Origin of the sequence: Pigmentiphaga litoralis (assembly GCF_013408655.1) — a bacterium.
Taxonomy (GTDB): Bacteria; Pseudomonadota; Gammaproteobacteria; order Burkholderiales; family Burkholderiaceae_B; genus Pigmentiphaga; species Pigmentiphaga litoralis_A.
This window is the reverse complement of sequence record NZ_JACCBP010000001.1, coordinates 701511-719558: the sequence shown is the minus strand read 5'-3', so window position 1 is coordinate 719558 and position 18048 is coordinate 701511. Positions and strand designations below refer to the sequence as shown.

The window sequence follows — 18048 nt, the reverse complement described above, 5'->3', positions numbered from 1 at the left end:
TGGAGTCGCCATGCACGCCAACTACATTGCCGGACACTGGGTCGAAGGTGACGGCATCACCCGCAACATCAATCCGTCGGACACGTCCGACGTGGTCGGGGTCTACACCCAAGCCACCCTGTCGCAGGTGGACGATGCCATTGCCGCCGCCGAAGCCGCCGCGCCGGCCTGGGGCAGCACGACCGCCCTGCAGCGCGCCGACATGCTCGACGCCATCGGCACGGAACTGATCGCCCGCAAGGACGAACTGGGCCGGCTGCTGGCCCGCGAGGAAGGCAAGACACTGGCCGAGGCCACGGGCGAAGCGTGGCGCGCGGGCACTATCTTCCGCTTCTTTGCCGCCGAAGCGGTCCGCCTGCGCGGCGATCGGCTGCCGCAGCTGCGCCCGGGTGTCGACGTCGACATCACCCGCGAACCCGTCGGTGTGGTCGGTCTGATCACGCCCTGGAATTTCCCGCTGGCCATTCCGGCTTGGAAGATCGCACCCGCACTGGCCTTTGGCAACACCGTCGTGCTCAAGCCCGCCGAGCTGGTGCCCGGCTGCGCCTGGGCGCTGGCCGATATCATCAGCCGCCATGGCGTGCCGCCGGGGGTCTTCAACCTGACCATGGGCCGTGGCACTGTGGTGGGCCAGGCCATTCTGGACGACCCCCGCGTGGCAGCCATCAGCTTTACCGGGTCGGCCGCAACCGGCAAGCGTATTGCGGAGGCGGCCATGCGCCGTCTGGCCAAAGTGCAGATGGAAATGGGCGGCAAGAATCCACTCGTGATCCTGGACGATGCCGACCTGGATCGCGCCGTGGACTGCGCGGTGCAAGGATCCTTCTTTTCGACCGGCCAGCGTTGCACGGCATCCAGCCGCCTGATCGTTCAACGCGGCATCCATGATCGTTTCGTTTCGGCCATGAAGACGCGCATGGACAGCCTGCGCACCGACAACGCCCTGCTGCCCGGCACCGACATCGGCCCGGTCGTCGATGCCCGTCAGCTGCAGCAAAACGAAGACTATCTGCGGATCGGCCGCGACGAAGGCGCAACCCTCGTCCACGGTGGCGAGCGTTTGCGCCGCGATACGGACGGCTTTTATTTTTCGCCCGCGCTGTTCACCGACTGCGACAACAGCATGCGTGTCTGCCGCGAAGAAATCTTCGGGCCGGTGGCTGCGGTCATCTTGGTGGACAGTTACGAGGAAGCCCTGGCCGTGGCCAACGATACGGAATATGGCCTGTCCGCCGGCATCTGCACCGGCTCGCTCAAGCATGCCACGCACTTCAAGCGCCAGGCACAGGTTGGCCTGGTCACGGTCAACTGCCCGACCGCCGGCGCCGATCACCATGCGGCGTTTGGCGGCCGCAAGGGATCCAGCTACGGGTCGCGCGAGCAAGGCACCTATGCCGCCGAGTTCTATACCACCGTCAAGACGGCCTATACGGCCCCCTGACCCACCTTCACTCACTCAAGCAACCGGTTGTTTGACACAAACAACGGTATTACCGATTCACTCCCCTTCATTGCGAGGAACCATGTCGTCATCCCAACCTACCGTCGTCATCAGCGCCACCCTGCCCGCCGATTTGCGCGCCAAAGTCGCCGCCGCGTGCCGAATCATCGACGTGCCCCCCGGCGCTTCCCTGAGCGAAGCCGTTCCCGAGGCTGACCGTGCCCTGGTCGAAGGCGTGCTGTGCACCCTCAAGACGTCCATCGGCAAGGACCAGCTGGCTGCCCTGCCCAAGCTGCGCGTGGTTTCCAACTACGCCGTCGGCTTCGACAACATCAGCGTACCCATGGCATCCGAACACAAGGTCCTGGTCTGCAACACCCCGGGCGTGCTGGACCGCGCGGTCGCCGATCTGACGATCGGCCTGCTGATCTGCCTGGCGCGCGGCATGGTTGCCGGCGATGCCTTTGTGCGCAGTGGTGCATGGACCAAAGGCGCCGCGCCCCTGACCATGGACATTGCCGGCAAGACCTTGGGCCTGCTTGGCATGGGCCGCATCGGCACGCTGGTGGCCCGCACCGCCAAGGCATTCGACATGAAAGTTGTCTATCACAACCGTCGGCGCGACCAAGCCGCCGAGGCCGAAGGCCTGGCCACCTATGTGGAGCGCGACGCCCTGTTCAGCCAGTCGGATGTGGTCAGCGTCCATATCCCGCTGTCGCCCGAAACCCGCGGCGCGGTCGGCAAGGCCGAACTGGACATGATGAAACCTACCGCCTACCTCATCAACACCGCGCGCGGTCCGGTGGTGGATGAAGCGGCGCTGATCGCGCATCTGCAGCAAGGCAAGATCGCCGGCGCCGGGCTCGACGTCATGGAAAAGGAACCCCTGCCCGCCGACAGTCCGCTGTGCAGCCTGCCCAATGTCGTGCTGCAGGCCCACGTAGGCAGCGGCACCGTCGAAACCCGCCGCGCCATGATGGACCTGGCCGTCGCCAACCTGCTCGACGCCATGGCGGGCACGCAGCCCAAGGCCATGGTCAACCCCGACACCTGGGCTGCTGCCCAACGCCGCGCTGCCTGATCGCAGACGGAACGACCAACGACGCGCGCTCTTGGAAACGCGCGCTCATTGGGCCACGTAACTTCAAGGACACGCATTGCCATGAGTCAGATCCTGCAGCAGATGACCGGCATCCAGCCGGAAGTCGCCATCGAAGCCATTCCTTCCGACGAACGTGTCTGGGTGCTCCAGGCGCCCAACGTCTGGTTCCGACCGCTGTTCTTCAACACGCTGTCAGGGGGCTGGTGCAATCTGTTGCGTGTCCGCCGTTCGGGCGTATTGAGCCGCCACATCCACCCCGCCCCCGTGTTCGCATACGTGATCAAGGGTTCCTGGCGCTACCTGGAACACGACTGGGTCGCGTCCGCCGGCACGTTTGCGTTCGAGCCCCCGGGCGAGATCCACACCCTGGTGGTTGACGCCGACAACGAAAGCGACGAGATGATTACCTTCTTCAATGTCAGCGGCGCCATGATCTATCTCGATGACGCCGGCCGCCAGGTCGGGTATGAAGATGTCTTCAACAAGATCGACATGTGCCGCAAGCATTACCGCGAAGTCGGCCTGGGCGAGGACTACGTCGACCAGTTCATCCGCTAGCCGCCGCGGCACATCACGCACCTTCACCCTGAGGCACCATGGATCGTCGAACCCTATTGAAAGTCATCGGCAGCGCGGCAGCCCTTTCCTGGAACCTGCCCGCGTCAGCCCAGGGCACCTTCCCGGCCAAGCCCTTGCGCATCGTCGTGCCTTACACGGCCGGCGGCGTGACCGACGTCGCCGCGCGCATCGTGGGCGACATTCTTTTCCGCAAGTACGGCCAGCCGGCCGTCATTGAAAACCGTGCCGGGGGCAGCGGTGTCATCGGCGCCCAGTACGTGGCCCATGCGCCGGCCGATGGCTACACCCTGATCGTGGGCGGCCTGGGCGGCAACGTCATCCTGCCGGTCACGGTGCGCAACCTGCCGCTGGATATCAAGGCGTCCTTCGTTCCCGTTGCCCAGGTGGCGGAATTCGTCAACGTCCTGGTGGTGGCCCAGTCCCATCCGGCCAACAGCGTGGCAGAACTCATTGCCTACGCCAAACGTTCGCCCAAGCCGCTGGGCTACGGCACCAACGGGCTCGGCACCTCATCCCATCTGACCACCGAACTGTTCGCGCTGACCGCCGGCCTGAGCCTGATGCACGCACCCTACAAGGGCAGCAACGAGGCCCTGGTGGACACCGTCAACGGCAATCTGGACTTCTGTTTTTCGAATCTGCCGCCCGTGCTACCGCTGCTGAAGGCAGGGAAACTCAAGGCGCTGGCAGTCACCAGTTCGTACCGGTCCCGGCATCTGCCCAATGTCATGACAATGGGAGAAGCAGGCGTCGCCGACTTTTCGGTCACGAGCTGGCTGGGGATCTATGGTCCGTCGAAGATGCCGGCGGCCATCGTCGCGCAGCTGGGCAAGGACATCTCCGACGGCCTGAAAGCGCCGGACATGCAGGCCAAGGTCGAAGCCGCCGGGTTCGAGCCGCGGCCGCTCGACGCCGACGCCTTCGCGCGCCTGAACGAGGCCGAATACGCCCGTTGGGAAGGCATCGCCAGAAAGGCGAACGTGTCGCTGGAATTCGGCAAGTAAGCGCCGCGCCGCTTCACGCGGCGGCGCCGCCCGACCGGCTTTCGTTACCGACCTTGCGCAACGTGGCGCCGATCTGCAAGGCCGCGATATGACTGCGCAACCAGGTATTGGCCGTGTCGTTGTGAAAGCGTGCGTGCCAGAACTGGCGAATGTGCGAGTGCGGTGTCTCGAACGGCAAGGGGCACCACGTCACCCCCTTGGACGCTGTCACCGCATGCGCGATCACCTCCGCCACCGTCACCACCAGGTCGGTCTGCGCCAGCACCGTCGCCAGCACCAGATAGTTCGGCACACTCAACGCCACGTCGCGCCGGCTGCCGTGCTTGTCCAGTTCCAGGTCGATACCCAGGTCCGTTCGATTGGCCGACACCACCAGATGCCGCGCGGCAATGTATTCGTCCATCGTGATGTTCGGACCAGCCTTGCGAAAGTCCCGGCCCATCACACAGACGTGCTGATCGACCCACAAGCCCGACTGATAGAAGCCGCTTTGCAGCTCCTGCAGATTGCCCACCGCCAGATCGGCATCGCCGCTTTCCAGTGCACCGCGATACTGCTCGCGCGGAATGTTGCTGACATGCAGGTTCACGCCCGGCGCTTCCCGCTTGAGGCGCGCCACCAACGGCGGCAGCACCAGGAACTGCGCAAAATCCGACATCAGCAAGGTAAAGCTGCGAGTGGTGGTCGCCGGATCGAACCCGGTCGCCTGCTCCAGGCCGTTGCGCACCAGTTCCAGCGCGCGCAGCACAGTGACCGACAGGTCCGTGGCAAACGGCGTCGGCTCCATGCCGGCCTGCGTCCGCACGAACAGCGGATCGCCACACTGCGTGCGCAGCCGGACCAGCGCATTGCTCATGGAAGGTTGCGACAGACCGACACGCCGACCCGCACGCGTCACGTTCCGTTCGATATACAGCGCTTCAAACACCGGAAGCAGATTGAGATCGAGTTTGCTGATGTCCATGGCGGGAAAATGATATCTGCTGACCGCATCGCAGGCAATGATGCAAACGATGTGAAGCCCGGACGCGGCTTCGTTGCGAGAATCAACGATTTTGAACAACGACACGGCGGCGCGGTATCGGGAACGCCTGAGTGGTGAGCCACAACAAAAAAAGGGAGGCCGAAGCCTCCCTTTTTTACCTGCCAGGTCGCCCAAGGGCGACCGGCCTTGCTCGCTTACGCGCGGCGACGCACCATGCCGTAGATCACCAGCAGGATGACCGCGCCGACGACCGAAGCAATCCAGCCTGCCGGTTCGCCTTCGTTGTACCAGCCCAGCGCACGGCCCAGATATCCGGCAACCAGTGCACCGGCTATACCCAGCACGATCGTCATGACCCAGCCCAACTTGTCATCGCCCGGCTTCACCGCGCGTGCAATAAGACCAACGACAAACCCTACGATGATGGTGCCGATGAGAGAAAACATGGACTGCTCCTTGGGAAAACGGGTGGGGCCGCGCATTGCACCCTGCACTGCGCGGTGGCATGGCGGCTGAGCAAGTATCGTTCCCGCAGATGACCAAAGCAAGACGATCCGCCTGGAAAGCCCGCTGCAGCTTGGGATGCCGCCGGATCGTGCGGTCCGCCTGTTGCCATCAGCCGCTTAGAGTGCCCGCTTGTCCAAGCCAACTTTCCCGTAAATTTCATTGATGTGCTGCTTGACCGACTCCGGCGTGTCGTCGTTCTCGGGCTTGTGATTCCAGCCGACTCTTGCGCGCGCGTACTGGCCGATGATCTCGTCCTGGTCCGACGTGGCCCCACTGATCCCATAGGCACCCACCATCTCGTCGCCCTTGAAAATCGGCGCGCAACCCCCGGACGCCACGATCTGCCCGTTCGAGAACACCGACGCATTCATCATCATCTGCGGGTTACGTTCCTTGAACCATTGCTGGATGATCAGCCCGTCCTGGAAGCGCGGGCTCATGGAACGAAAGGCCGCCACGGTATAGGCCTTGGCGCGCGCCGTATCCGGCGTGATGAAGCCCGCGTCGTCCATCCGTTCCAGCGCGATCAAGTGCCCTTCCGCGCTGACCACCGCCATCGACAGCGGCACGCCCATCTCGGCCGCCTTCTCCGTCACAGCAAGAAAAAACGTACGGCATTCTGCAATCGTGACCTTCGCCATCATTCGACTCCTTCAATAATCAATCGAGTTTCACGCCCGCGGCCTGCATGACCTTGGCGTACTTGTCCACTTCCGTGCCGATGTAGCGGCCGAACTGCGCGGGGCCCGCGTCAACCGGTTCGATGCCTTGCGCCTGGAACTGCGCCTTGACTTGAGTGGCGTTGACGGCGGCCTTGACCGCTTCCACCAGCTTGCGCGTCACGGCCTCGGGCGTGCCCACCGGCGCCGCCAATCCGAACCACACTGACGAATCGAAGCCCTTGAGCCCCGCTTCGGCAATCGTCGGCACGGTTGGCAAGGTGGCGGTTCTTGCCGGGCTGGCCACGCCCAGGGCCTCCAGCTTTCCGGCCTGGATGTGCGGCAGCACCGTCGATGCCGGACCAAACATGATCGCAACCTGCCCGCCAAGCAGGTCGGCCACGGCGGGCGAGCTGCCGCGGTACGGAATGTGCAGCAGCTGAACGCCCGCCATCGATGCAAACAGCTCCCCCGCCAGATGGGGCGACGTGCCATTGCCCGACGAGGCGAACGTGATGCCGCCCGGCTTGGCCTTCGCGGCGGCAATCAGTTCGGGCACCGTCTTGACCTTGAGCGACGGATGCGCGACCAACACGTTCGGGACATTGCCCATCATGGCGACTGGCGAGAAGCTGCGCGTCACGTCTATGAACGACGTGCTCTTCGAACTCGTGTTGATGGCATTGGCGATAGTGACCACGAACAGGGCGTAGCCGTCGGGCGGTGACCCGGCCACCTGGCGGGCCGCGATGTCGCTGCTGGCACCCGGTTTGTTTTCGACCACCACCGACTGGCCCAAGGTGTCCGCCAGGCTGTTCGCGATCACACGCGTGGCGACGTCAGTCGAACTGCCTGCCGGAAAACCCACCGTGATCTTGATGGGCCGGGAAGGAAAGGCGTCCTGGGCCGTAGCGGCGAGCGGTGCGAGCGCCATGGCCGCAGCCACGACGATCCCTGCGTGTCGAGTGTTCATGTCGTCTCCTTGATCGGCAAGGCGTCGATGCGCCCTGCTCGTTGTATGCGTTCCAGCCGCAACGCCATTACATGGCGCGGGCATTTATAATTCAAACGAATCTTTCTTATATTTCAATGAGCCAAGCTCATGAATCTGACCGTTCGCCAACTGCAGGCCTTTGTTCATGTCGCGCGCCTGGGCAGCTTCACCAAAGCCGCACAGGCCATGCACCTGACCCAATCCGCATTGAGCCTGCTCATACGCGAGCTCGAAAGCGTGCTCGACACGCGCCTGATCGACCGCACCACACGCAGCGTCAGCCCGACCGCGGTCGGGCTCGAATTCCTGGCCAGTGCAGAACGCATCCTGGATGACCTGACCCACGCCATTGCCAACGTCGACCAACTCGTTGCGCAGCAGAAAGGCCGCGTCGTCGTCGCCGCGCCATTGGTCCTGTCGAGCACCTACCTGCCTCGCATCCTGGCTGGCTTCCGCAAGCGCTACCCCGGCATCGAACTCGCCCTGCGCGACTCGCTGCCCGACGAAGTACTGCCCCGCGTCAAAAGCGGCGCGGCCGACATCGGCATCGGCACCTTCGATGACAACGAACCCGATCTGGGCCGGATCCTGCTGTTTCGTGAATCGCTGGTCGCCGTCTTCCCGAAAGACCACGCCTTCGCCCAGGTCCGCATGCTGGGATGGAAACAGCTGGCCGACGTGCCGATCCTCGCCCTCCCGCGGGGCAGCGTGTTTCGCGACCTGGCCGAACGCGGATGCGCCGATGCCGGCATCAGCCTGGTGCCCGCCTTCGAAGCGACCTATGTAGGCACGCTGATCGGGATGGTCGGAGCAGGTCTGGGTGTCGCGATCGTGCCGGGCTACGCCACCGCATTGGCCGATGCCCAGACCACGGCGTGGAAACCGCTGGCACAACCGGTGGTGCAGCGCGACGTGGCCATCGTGCACCGGGCAGGCGTATCGCTGTCGCCAGCGGCCACGGCTTTCGTGGAGTTCTTGCAAGCCGCCGAGCGAGATGGCGGCCGCCCCGTGAACGGAAAGCCAAGGCCCAGGCGGCTGGCTCGTGGCTGAATGTCGCGTGCGCGGCTTTGTCGATTATCGTATTAGCCGATCGTCGTAGTACTGACCGCAGCACAGGTCGCCATCCACAACGCATGCCAAGCGCCCCCGCGCGCAAGGAGATCGATCATGCCCGGCATCCTCGCCCACAGCCACGCATTCGGCGGCTTTTCGTCCCCCGACGTTGCTCGCACCATCGCCTTCTACCGCGACGTCCTCGAATTGGACGCCGCCGAAGAAAACGGCATCGGCCAGATCCGCCTGCCCGGCGGCAGCAGCGTCATCTGCTACCCCAAGGCGGACCACGTACCGGCCACGTTCACCCTCCTCAACTTTGCGGTGCCCGATGTGGACGTGGCAGTCGATGCCCTCGTCAAGAAAGGCGTCGTCTTCGAACACTACGATCAGCCCGAGATCCGCACCGACGCCAAAGGCATCAGCCGCGACAACGGCGGGCCTGTCATCGCCTGGTTCAAAGACCCGGCCGGGAACATCCTGTCGGTGCTGCAAGCGGATTGACTGAAACGCGATGGGCACGCCAAGTGAGTGCCGCGCCACTCAGAACGTGACGGTCACCGACGGCGCGCTTCGCGTCGCCGCGCCGTGGAAAACCGCCTCGATATTGTTGCCGTCCGGGTCCAGCACGAACGCGCCGTAGTAGCCCGGGTGGTAGGGCCGATAGCCCGGCGCGCCGTTGTCCGTGCCGCCGTTGGCGAGCGCGGCTTGGTAGAAAGCATCCACCATCGCCGTGCCGTCCGCCTGGAACGCCAGATGATGACGGCCGGTCAGCTTGCCCTGCGCCGCCTCGCTGTCAGCGGACGATACGAACAACTCGTCCGCCCAGAAATAGCCCGGCCCCGTGCCGCCGATCGGCACGTTCAGTACGGCAAGCACTGCCCCGTAAAAACGCTGGCTGGCTGCCAGATCCGCCACGACCAGTTGCAGATGATCGATCAGCCGGCCGCGATGCAGTTGATTCGTTTCCATGGTGACCTCCTTGGTGGATGCTTCAGGCCCCCATAATAAATTGCTGACACGGCTAAGAAAAACGCCATAATCCGCCGTAGCGGGACGCAGAGCCTGCGCCACAGGAGACATGCATCATGAGACAGCTTTGCCTTGGCATCGCCGCGGGCCTTGCCGCGTCCGTGCTTGCCGTCGGCCACGCCGCTGACGCGCCCTTCCCCGATCATCCCGTCAAGATCGTCATCGGTTTTCCGCCCGGCAGCGCGACCGATGTCGCCACCCGCATCATCGCCAACAAGATGGGCGACCTGCTCGGCCAGCCCATGGTTGTGGAGAACAAACCCGGCGCCAGCACCAACATTGCGGCCGCCCAGGTCGCGCGCGCGGCGCCCGACGGCTACACACTCTTCATGGCGGGCAATTCGAATTCGGTCAACCCCGCCCTGCTCAAGAACGTGCCGGTCGACATGTTCCGCGACTTCACGCCGGTCGGGCTGGCCGCCACCGTGCCAAGCATCCTGGTGGTGGCGCCCAGCCTGGGCGTCACGTCCGTACCCGACCTGATCGCCGCCGCCAAACGCACACCCGGCAAGATCTTCTTTGCGTCATCCGGCGTCGCCACGACGTCGCATCTGTCGGGTGAACTGTTCGGCATGTCCACCGGCGCCAAAATGACCCATGTGCCGTACAAAGGCAGCAATCAGGTCATCACCGATCTGCTCGCCGGCTCGGTCCCCGTCATGTTCGCGCCCGCACCCACCGTGCTCGCCTTCGTCAAAGACAACAAACTGACCGCTTTGGCCACCACCGGCCTGGCCCGATCCAGGCTGCTGCCCGACCTGCCGACGGTCGCCGAGGCCGGCGTCAAGGATTACGAAACGCGCATCTGGTTCGGTCTCGTCGCACCCGCCGGCACACCCCAACCGGTCGTGCAGAAACTGTCCAGCGCGCTCGACGCCGCCACCGACAGCCAGGAAGTCCGCGACCAGCTCGCCGCGCAAGGCATCGAACCCTTCAAGGGCGACGCGAAAGAGTTCGCGCGCTACATGCAGCAGGAAACGCGCAAGTGGGCCGACGTCATCAAGACCAGCGGCATCACCGTGGAATGACTCCGGGCACGAGGTGGACCGGGATCGGCCCGCGGCAACCCGCCCCCATGCCGACACGCTTATGCCAGCGCCCGACATCCAACACCCGTCGTCATCCCCAAAAACGATCACGGAGACAAACTTGAACACGCTCAAACAATTGATTGCCGGCAACGAGCTGATCGTTGCCCCCGTCGCGCTGAACCCCATGATGGCCCGCCTGGCGCAAGACGCGGGCTTTCACGCCGCGTACGTCAGTGGCGGGTCGCTCGGCTGGCTCAAATGCGTGACCGAGGCAAATCTAAGCCTGCATGAAATGGCGCAACTCGGCCTGGACATCCGTTCGGCCTGTGACATCCCGTTAGTACTGGATGCCGGCGGCGGCTGGGGCGACCCGGTGCACATGCACCGCACCATGGCCTTGTCCGAAGCCGCTGGCTATGCGGCGCTTGAAGTCGAAGACCAGTACCTGCCCCGCCGCGTGCACCACCACCTCGGCGTCGAACGCCTCATCGATACCGACCTGATGGTCCAGAAGCTGCGCGAACTCGCCGCCGCCCGCAAGAACCCCGACACCCTGATCATCGCCCGCACCAACGCCATCCGCGCCGGCGGCATGGACGACGCCCTGCGCCGCGCCGAAGCCTTCCACAAGGCCGGCGCCGACATGCTGTTCGTCCACACCCGCGACCCGGAGCAGATGCGCTACCTCGGCGAACGCCTGCCCGCCCCACTGATGATCTTCGCGCCCGGCGATGGATTTTCCACGTTCGCCCTGTCCCGTACAGACCTGGCCGGACTCGGCTACCGCCTGGCCGCGTCGTCCGGCTCCGCGTTCGCCGCGATGTACAAGGCGGTCAAGGAGTCCTACGAATCCCTGGCGAACGACACCCCCAACCCGTACATGGCGCCTGGCGAAGTCGGGCGGCAGATGAAAGCGGCGCATGCGACCAGCCGCTTGCAGGACCTGATTGATGTGGAGCGGACTACGACGGGAGATTGATTCAGGAAGGGCGAAAGCCTTCCTGAATCGTCGCTGCCTCAGTCGCTTTGATACTTTGGCGAACGCGGGCCATAAAGCGGACCGTTCAACTGCCCAGCGCCAAGCAGGCGTTGATTGGTAATGGCAGCCATCTGCGTGCTCCGGTCGTCTGCGACCGTGTTGATGATCTGGTTGATGACCGCAACAATAAGAAGTCCGACCAGCCCGCCACCGCTTTGGCTCTGCTGTTCTGCGGTGGACGCACTGGCAGAACCTGCCCAGAGCACGTCTCCGCTCCGAAGATCAATCATTTTGGCATTCGCTGTGACGGTGACGTCGCTGGCCAAGATCGCGTAGGTAGCTCCATACTTCGTGACTTCCATGTACAACGCGGCGTCAGCGCCGAATACTTCGCGCAGTTTCGTCGGCGGAGCGTTATGCATGTCGTCTGGCATTGCCAGGCCGTTCTGCTTCAATGTTTCGTCGACTAGTGCAACCGGAAGCACGTAGTAACCCGCCTCAGCCAATGGCGCCGTTGCCCGTGACAAGACCCCGTAACTAGCGGCGACTTCCATCGACTTATTGAGTGGAGGAAGCACGACAATGGACGCCGGCCGGTTCGCACGGTATGCGGTGTAGTCGTACCTTGCCGGAGCCGCACAACCGACGCTCAGTGAAAGCAAGGAGACTGCGAGAGTCGCTTTACAAAACCGTACGTTCATTTCTTTTCTCCCGAACCCGAGTATCTAGCGATCAGAAAGTCCATATATTTGGCCGATTCGGGATAAAGAGTTTTCTCGGTTTCCAATTGCTGGATGACCTGATTTTCCTTGCCAACTTGCGCGTAAAGCAGCCCCAAGTGAGCATGAAAACCCGGCGGCAATTGGGCGCCGGTCGCTCGGGCTTTCTCAGTGTCCGCCTCTAAGGCAATGATCTGCTTCTCGAATCCGCCACCCGCGTTCTTGAAGTAATCGTAAACCTGCTCTTGATAACCACCCCAGTAGTAAAGGGGGCGTGGCTGTTGCACGCACGCAGTCGCAAGCAGCAAAATGCCGGGCGCGGCGACGGCACGCAGCGCGGTTTTAATCGAAATGGTCATGGCGATCGCTTAGTTTGTAGGCCGCCATGCGCCCGATTCGATCCCTGCGACCAGCTTGTTGACCGATTCGCGGATCGCCAGATCCAGCACCTTGCCATTCAGGGTGGAGTCATAACCTGCCGTCCCGCCGAAGCCGATAATCTCGCGATTCGACAAACTGTATTCGCCCGCACCGACTGCTGAAAAAACCACTTGCGAAGTTTGAACGTCCACAACGTTCACATTCACTTTTGCATAGGCGACTTGCTCCTTGCCACGGCCCAGGATCCCGAACAACTGCATGTCGCCCACTTCCTTGCGACCGAACTCCGTCACATCGCCAGTCAAGATAAAGCTGGCGCCTTTAAGGGTTTGTGAACGCTGGTTAATGCCTGCTTCCTGACGTGTCTCGGCCATGTTGTCGCGATCCATCACCGCGAAACGCCCTGTCTGTTGAAGGTGAGTAATCAAAATGGTCTTCGCCTGACCACCCAGCCGGTCAACGCCATCGGAAAACAGTCCGCGCATATAACTGGAACGGTTATCGAACTTGCCAACCGCCACCGGATTCTGGACGCCCGTATATGCGGTATTCGCAGATGCCACCTGCTTAACCTCAAGCGTGCGCGACTGTTCAACGGCGCATCCGCCAAGTGCCAACGCGCCGACAATAGACGCTACGACCGGTAGGAAAATAGTTTTCATTTTGAACTCGGGAGAATGGGTGCGCGATAGTAACGTTATGTGTCATTAGAAACAATAAGAGTTAATACTTTTCGGTGAGTATTTACGAAACGGCTGTCTAAACGTGATTGGAAAGGTGCAAGACTGGACGATTGCTCATCTTGACAATGCCGCCCCCGCCTCCACCTATCAACGATGTGCGCCCGCCCTTTCCGCCTTGCCGAGAGCTTCCACCCCGCCGTCACCGCGTGGTTCACCTCCGCCTTTACCGAACCCACCCCCGCGCAGCAACAGGCCTGGCCGCTCATTCAATCCGGCCAGTCCACCCTGATCGCCGCGCCGACCGGGTCTGGCAAGACGCTGACCGCCTTCCTGGCCGCGCTGGACACCCTGGTGCGCGACGCAATCGAGCACAAGGGTTCCCTGCCCGACGAAACCACCGTCGTCTACATCTCGCCGCTCAAGGCGCTGTCCAACGACATCCGCATCAACCTGGAACGGCCGCTCCAGGGCATCACGGATGAGCTGATCAAGCTTGGCCTGCCTGCCCCCGGCATCCGCACCGCGGTCCGCACGGGCGACACGACGCAGCAGGAGCGCAACGCCATGCGCAAGCGGGCGCCGCACATCCTGGTGACGACGCCGGAGTCCTTGTATGTGCTGCTTGGATCGGACGGCGGCCGGGCGACGCTGAAGACGACGCGGACGGTGATCGTGGACGAGATCCATGCGGTGGCGGGCAGCAAGCGGGGCAGCCATCTGGCCTTGAGTCTTGAACGGCTGGACGCGCTGTGCGCCGCGCCGCCGGTGCGCATCGGCTTGTCGGCCACGCAGAAGCCGCTGGATGCCGTGGCGCGCTTCCTGGTCGGCGCAGATCGGCCGTGTGCCGTGGTGGACATCGGGCACGGGCGGCCACGGGACCTGGCGCTGGAACTGCCACCGGTGCCGCTGGAAGCCGTCATGGCCAATGATGTGTGGGAGCGGGTCTACGACCGGATGGCGGAACTGACCGTGCTGCATCGAACGACGCTGCTGTTCGTGAACACGCGGCGGATGGCGGAGCGGACGGCGCGGCATCTGGCGGATCGCCTGGGGCCCGAGTTGGTGGCGGCGCACCACGGCAGTCTGGCGAAGGAGACGCGGCTGGATGCGGAGCAGCGCCTTAAGCGCGGGGAATTGCGGGTGTTGATCGCGACGGCGTCGCTTGAACTGGGCATCGATATCGGTGACGTCGATCTGGTCTGCCAGGTCGGGTCGCCGCGCAGCATTGCGGCGTTTTTGCAGCGTGTCGGGCGCTCGGGTCACCATGTGGGCGGCACGCCCAAGGGGCGGTTGTTTCCCACGTCCCGGGATGATCTGATCGAGTGCACGGCGCTGCTGGACTGTGTGCGGCGGGGAGAGCTCGATACCTTGCGCATTCCGCAAGCGCCGCTGGACGTCCTGGCGCAGCAGATCGTGGCCGAGGTGGCGTCGCGGGAATGGGCCGAGTCCGACCTGTTCGAGACGGTGCGGCGGGCGGCGCCCTATGCCAAATTGTCGCGCACGAGCTTCGACGCGGTGATCCGCATGCTGGCCGAGGGGTACACCGGCAGCAACGGCGTGCGCGGCGCCTACCTGCATCGCGATTCGGTTGCTGGCACCGTGCGTGCCCGGCGGGGTGGCAAGCTCACGGCGGTGACGTCGGGCGGAACGATTCCAGACAGTGCGGATTTTTCGGTGCTGCTGGAACCGCAGGGCCTGTCGATCGGCACGGTCAATGAAGACTTTGCGGTGGAAAGCCTGGCCGGCGATGTCTTCCAGTTGGGAAACACGTCATACCGGATCGTGAAGGTCGAAAGCGGCAAGGTCCGGGTCGAAGACGCCCATGGCGCGGCGCCGAACATCCCGTTCTGGCTGGGGGAGGCGCCGGGCCGCAGCGACGAGCTGTCGATGGGCGTGGGCCGGCTGCTCGCGGCGATTGACCGGTCATTGGGAGTTTCGGACAACCGGACAGAGCAGGCAGCGCACGGCACGTCGAACAAAGCAGAAAGCGAGACGGCACACGGCGCACTGGACGAAGCAACACGCGAACTCGGCTATGGAGCGGCATTCGAGCCAGCGCGCGCAGCAGGCTGTGATGCGGTAAGCGAAGCGGCACATCAGCAAGCATCTGCGCCGAACCTCGATGCGGCGATCGACATGCTGGTCGACGACGTCGGCATATCCCATGCGGCCGCGGCGCAGATCGTCGACTACATGGCCCGTGCCCGCTCGGCCCTGGGCGCCCTGCCCAGCCAGGACACGCTGATCATGGAGCGCTTCTTCGACGAAAGCGGCGGCATGCAGCTGGTGATCCACTCGCCATTCGGCAGCCGGGTCAACCGTGCCTGGGGCCTGGCGCTGCGAAAGCGTTTTTGCCGAGCGTTCAATTTTGAGCTGCAGGCAGCCGCGACCGAAGACGCGATCGTGCTGTCCTTGTCGACGCAGCACAGCTTTGCGCTGGACGAGGTGTGGCGCTACCTGCGCAGCGAGACGGCCGAACATGTCCTGATCCAGGCCCTGCTGGACGCGCCGCTGTTCAACGTGCGGTGGCGCTGGAATGCCACAACAGCCCTGGCCTTGCCACGCTTTACCGGCGGCCGGAAAGTGGCGCCGCCGTTGCAGCGGATGCGCAGCGACGACCTGTTGACGTCGGTCTTTCCGGATCAGGCGGCCTGCCTGGAAAACGTGGTGGGAGAGCGTGACATCCCAAGCCATCCGCTGGTCGACCAAACCCTGGACGATTGCCTGCATGACGCCATGGACAGCGACGCCTGGCTGGCGCTGCTGCGACGGATCGAGCAAGGCGAGGTTCGCTTGATCGCGCGCGACCTGCCCGCGCCGTCTCCGCTCGCCATGGAGATCCTGAACGCGCATCCGTATGCCTTCCTGGATGATGCGCCGCTGGAAGAGCGCCGTACGCAGGCCGTCCGCAACCGCCGCTGGACCGACCCGTCGTCACCGGACGACCTGGGCGCGCTCGACGCGCAGGCAATCGCCGATGTCCTGGCGGAAGCCTGGCCGCACGTGCGTAATGCCGATGAAATGCACGAAGCCTTGATGGCGCTGGGGTGCGTGACGCAAGCGGAGGCCTTGCGGGGTAGCGGCGTGGGGGACGCTGAAGACCGAGCGACGTTGGCAGCGTCACCGGTCCCTGTGAAAGCGGAGCCTGTGAAAGCGGAGCCTGTGAAAGCGGCCCCGGTAAAAGCGGAGCCTGATGGCGCCTGGACGCCCTGGCTGCTTGCGCTGGCTGCCAGCGGCCGGGCATTTCTTATCGAGCCCGGGCCCACTGCCGAGCCGTCCGCCTCACATGCGGCCCTCTGGGCGCCGATCGAACGCGCCGCACAGTTTCGCCTGATCTACCCCGACGCCTTCACTCCCGGCTCCTCCGACCGATCTTCAAGTGACGAAACCGGCTTTCCGGACGAAGACACCGTCGACGACGCCATCACCGACCTCCTCCGCGCCCGCCTGTCCGGCATCGGCCCTGTCACGCCAGAGCAACTGGCCGCCCCGCTGTCGCTGAACCTGTCCACCGCACGGACCGCCCTGGCCCGTCTCGAAGCCAACGGCACGGTGCTGCGCGGCCGCTTCACCCCCGACGCCACCGCCGAAGAATGGTGCGATCGCCACCTGCTGGCGCGCATCCACCGCTATACCATCCGCCGCCTGCGTCGCGACATCGAGCCCGTCGAGCGGCAGGATTTCATGCGCTTCCTGCTGGAATGGCAGCACCTGACACCCGACACCCGCCTGCAAGGCCCCGAAGCGGTCTCCGAAGCGGTCGCGCAGCTGGAAGGCTTCGACGCCGCGGCCGCCGCCTGGGAAGGTCAGCTGCTGCCCGCCCGCGTCACAGATTATTCGCCGTCGTGGCTGGACGACCTGTGCCGAGCGGGCAAAGTCGTCTGGACCCGGCTGGCCGGGCAGTCGAACGCCACGGGCGGACCGGTCCGTAGCACGCCTATCGTCCTGCTGCCCCGACGGCACCTGGCGACCTGGACCGCGCTGCCGACCCTGGTGGGCAACCCCGACGTCTCGCCGCGCGCCGGCAAAGTCCATGAAGCGTTACTGAAACACGGCGCGATGTTTTTCGACGAACTGGTGACCGACGCCCGCCTGTTGCCGACCGAACTGGAAAACGCCCTGGGTGAGCTTGTGTCCGCCGGCCTCGTCAACGCCGACAGCTTTGCAGGCCTGCGTGCGCTGCTGCTGCCTGCCACGCAGCGCATCAGCCCGGGCAAACGCCGTGGCAGAGGCGGTTTCCGCCCCGCCACCATGGACGAAGCGGGCCGTTGGGCGGCGCTTCGCAAGGCGGGGGCGCCGTCCAGCGCGGATGTCGACGCCGATGATGCCGTCACCGCCCTGACACCGGCGGCCCGGGATCCCTCGCAGCACTTCGCCAATACCCGCCGCCCCCGCACCGATCCAGCCACCCTGGAACACATCGCCAACGTACTCCTGCGTCGCTACGGTGTGGTTTTCTGGCGCATTCTGGAACGCGAACCGGACTGGTTGCCTCCCTGGCGCGACCTGCTGCAGGTGTTCCACCGCATGGAAGCGCGGGGCGAGATCCGCGGGGGGCGTTTCGTGGGCGGTTTGTCAGGCGAGCAGTTCGCCCTGCCTGAGGCCATTCCGCTGCTGCGGAACGTCCGCAACCGCCCCCTGGACGGCACACTGGTCGCCGTGTCCGCCTCCGACCCGGTCAACCTGGTCGGCACCGTGCTGCCCGGGGACAAGGTCCCGTCCCTGGCCACCAATCGCCTGGTGTTCAATGACGGACTGCCGGTCGCGACGGTGATCGGCGGCGACCTCACGTTGACGGAATCACTGCCCGCCGACGACCGCCCGGCGATCGAAGCCGCCCTGCAGATGCGACGCTGACCCCCGAAGGTAAACACCGCCAGCACAAAAAAAACCGGCCGG

At 64.3% G+C, this 18048-nt stretch carries 17 protein-coding genes; 9 read left to right on the top strand and 8 right to left on the bottom strand.

Going from position 1 to position 18048, the window contains the following annotated elements; all coding sequences use genetic code 11:
- Window positions 1–10: 10 nt before the first annotated feature.
- From HD883_RS03040 to HD883_RS03025, 4 genes are all read left to right on the top strand, one after another.
- Window positions 11–1441: an aldehyde dehydrogenase family protein gene (locus HD883_RS03040; RefSeq protein WP_179587887.1), complete on the top strand. Its 1431-nt coding sequence runs from the start codon at window positions 11–13 to the stop codon at window positions 1439–1441.
- An 82-nt stretch (window positions 1442–1523) separates the two neighbouring features.
- Window positions 1524–2522 carry a 2-hydroxyacid dehydrogenase gene (locus tag HD883_RS03035; RefSeq protein ID WP_179587888.1) on the top strand — a complete coding sequence of 333 codons (999 nt, stop codon included), beginning with the start codon at window positions 1524–1526 and terminating at the stop codon, window positions 2520–2522.
- Between the two features lie 81 nt (window positions 2523–2603).
- On the top strand, window positions 2604–3101 hold the full coding sequence (locus HD883_RS03030) for a 2,4'-dihydroxyacetophenone dioxygenase family protein (protein WP_179587889.1): 498 nt from the start codon (window positions 2604–2606) through the stop codon (window positions 3099–3101).
- 38 nt (window positions 3102–3139) lie between these two features.
- The gene (locus HD883_RS03025) at window positions 3140–4126 is read left to right on the top strand and encodes a Bug family tripartite tricarboxylate transporter substrate binding protein (RefSeq protein WP_179587890.1); all 987 of its coding nucleotides are present in this window, start codon (window positions 3140–3142) and stop codon (window positions 4124–4126) included.
- 13 nt (window positions 4127–4139) lie between these two features.
- On the opposite strand, the gene HD883_RS03020 is transcribed toward HD883_RS03025, so the two are convergent.
- The 4 genes from HD883_RS03020 to HD883_RS03005 form a co-directional block, all read right to left on the bottom strand.
- A complete protein-coding gene (locus HD883_RS03020) occupies window positions 4140–5090 on the bottom strand; it encodes a LysR family transcriptional regulator (protein ID WP_179587891.1) in 951 nt (316 codons plus the stop codon).
- Window positions 5091–5305: 215 nt separating this feature from the next.
- Entirely contained in the window at window positions 5306–5557 is a 252-nt protein-coding gene (locus HD883_RS03015; protein WP_179587892.1) for a GlsB/YeaQ/YmgE family stress response membrane protein, read from the bottom strand.
- Window positions 5558–5734: 177 nt separating this feature from the next.
- The gene (locus HD883_RS03010; RefSeq protein ID WP_179587893.1) at window positions 5735–6259 is read right to left on the bottom strand and encodes a GlcG/HbpS family heme-binding protein; all 525 of its coding nucleotides are present in this window, start codon (window positions 6257–6259) and stop codon (window positions 5735–5737) included.
- 19 nt (window positions 6260–6278) lie between these two features.
- The gene (locus HD883_RS03005) at window positions 6279–7250 is read right to left on the bottom strand and encodes a tripartite tricarboxylate transporter substrate binding protein (protein ID WP_179587894.1); all 972 of its coding nucleotides are present in this window, start codon (window positions 7248–7250) and stop codon (window positions 6279–6281) included.
- 129 nt (window positions 7251–7379) lie between these two features.
- Here HD883_RS03005 and HD883_RS03000 point away from each other — a divergent pair, with 129 nt between their 5' ends.
- Entirely contained in the window at window positions 7380–8321 is a 942-nt protein-coding gene (locus tag HD883_RS03000) for a LysR family transcriptional regulator (protein ID WP_179587895.1), read from the top strand.
- A 117-nt stretch (window positions 8322–8438) separates the two neighbouring features.
- Window positions 8439–8828 (top strand): VOC family protein, encoded by a 390-nt coding sequence (locus HD883_RS02995; protein WP_218863266.1) that lies wholly within the window; start codon window positions 8439–8441, stop codon window positions 8826–8828.
- A 39-nt stretch (window positions 8829–8867) separates the two neighbouring features.
- On the opposite strand, the gene HD883_RS02990 is transcribed toward HD883_RS02995, so the two are convergent.
- Window positions 8868–9296 carry a VOC family protein gene (locus tag HD883_RS02990; RefSeq protein WP_179587896.1) on the bottom strand — a complete coding sequence of 143 codons (429 nt, stop codon included), beginning with the start codon at window positions 9294–9296 and terminating at the stop codon, window positions 8868–8870.
- 116 nt (window positions 9297–9412) lie between these two features.
- Here HD883_RS02990 and HD883_RS02985 point away from each other — a divergent pair, with 116 nt between their 5' ends.
- Together HD883_RS02985 and HD883_RS02980 are read left to right on the top strand one after the other, a co-directional pair.
- Window positions 9413–10384 carry a Bug family tripartite tricarboxylate transporter substrate binding protein gene (locus HD883_RS02985; protein WP_179587897.1) on the top strand — a complete coding sequence of 324 codons (972 nt, stop codon included), beginning with the start codon at window positions 9413–9415 and terminating at the stop codon, window positions 10382–10384.
- Window positions 10385–10505: 121 nt separating this feature from the next.
- Window positions 10506–11366 (top strand): isocitrate lyase/PEP mutase family protein, encoded by an 861-nt coding sequence (locus HD883_RS02980; protein ID WP_179587898.1) that lies wholly within the window; start codon window positions 10506–10508, stop codon window positions 11364–11366.
- A gap of 38 nt (window positions 11367–11404) precedes the next feature.
- Here HD883_RS02980 and HD883_RS02975 read toward each other — a convergent pair whose 3' ends face one another.
- Genes HD883_RS02975 through HD883_RS02965 form a run of 3 tightly spaced genes read right to left on the bottom strand, consistent with a single transcriptional unit; the run spans window position 11405 to window position 13128 of the window.
- Window positions 11405–12067, bottom strand: coding sequence for a DUF799 domain-containing protein (locus tag HD883_RS02975; protein WP_179587899.1), 663 nt, complete (start codon window positions 12065–12067; stop codon window positions 11405–11407).
- Window positions 12064–12444 (bottom strand): DUF4810 domain-containing protein, encoded by a 381-nt coding sequence (locus tag HD883_RS02970; protein WP_179587900.1) that lies wholly within the window; start codon window positions 12442–12444, stop codon window positions 12064–12066. The genes HD883_RS02975 and HD883_RS02970 overlap by 4 nt, the downstream gene beginning before the upstream one ends.
- Window positions 12445–12453: 9 nt before the next feature.
- Window positions 12454–13128, bottom strand: a complete 675-nt coding sequence (locus HD883_RS02965; protein WP_179587901.1) for a CsgG/HfaB family protein — start codon at window positions 13126–13128, stop codon at window positions 12454–12456.
- A gap of 174 nt (window positions 13129–13302) precedes the next feature.
- Between HD883_RS02965 and HD883_RS27580 the strand changes: the two genes are divergently transcribed.
- Window positions 13303–18006, top strand: a complete 4704-nt coding sequence (locus tag HD883_RS27580; protein ID WP_257021969.1) for a DEAD/DEAH box helicase — start codon at window positions 13303–13305, stop codon at window positions 18004–18006.
- Window positions 18007–18048 lie beyond the last annotated feature (42 nt).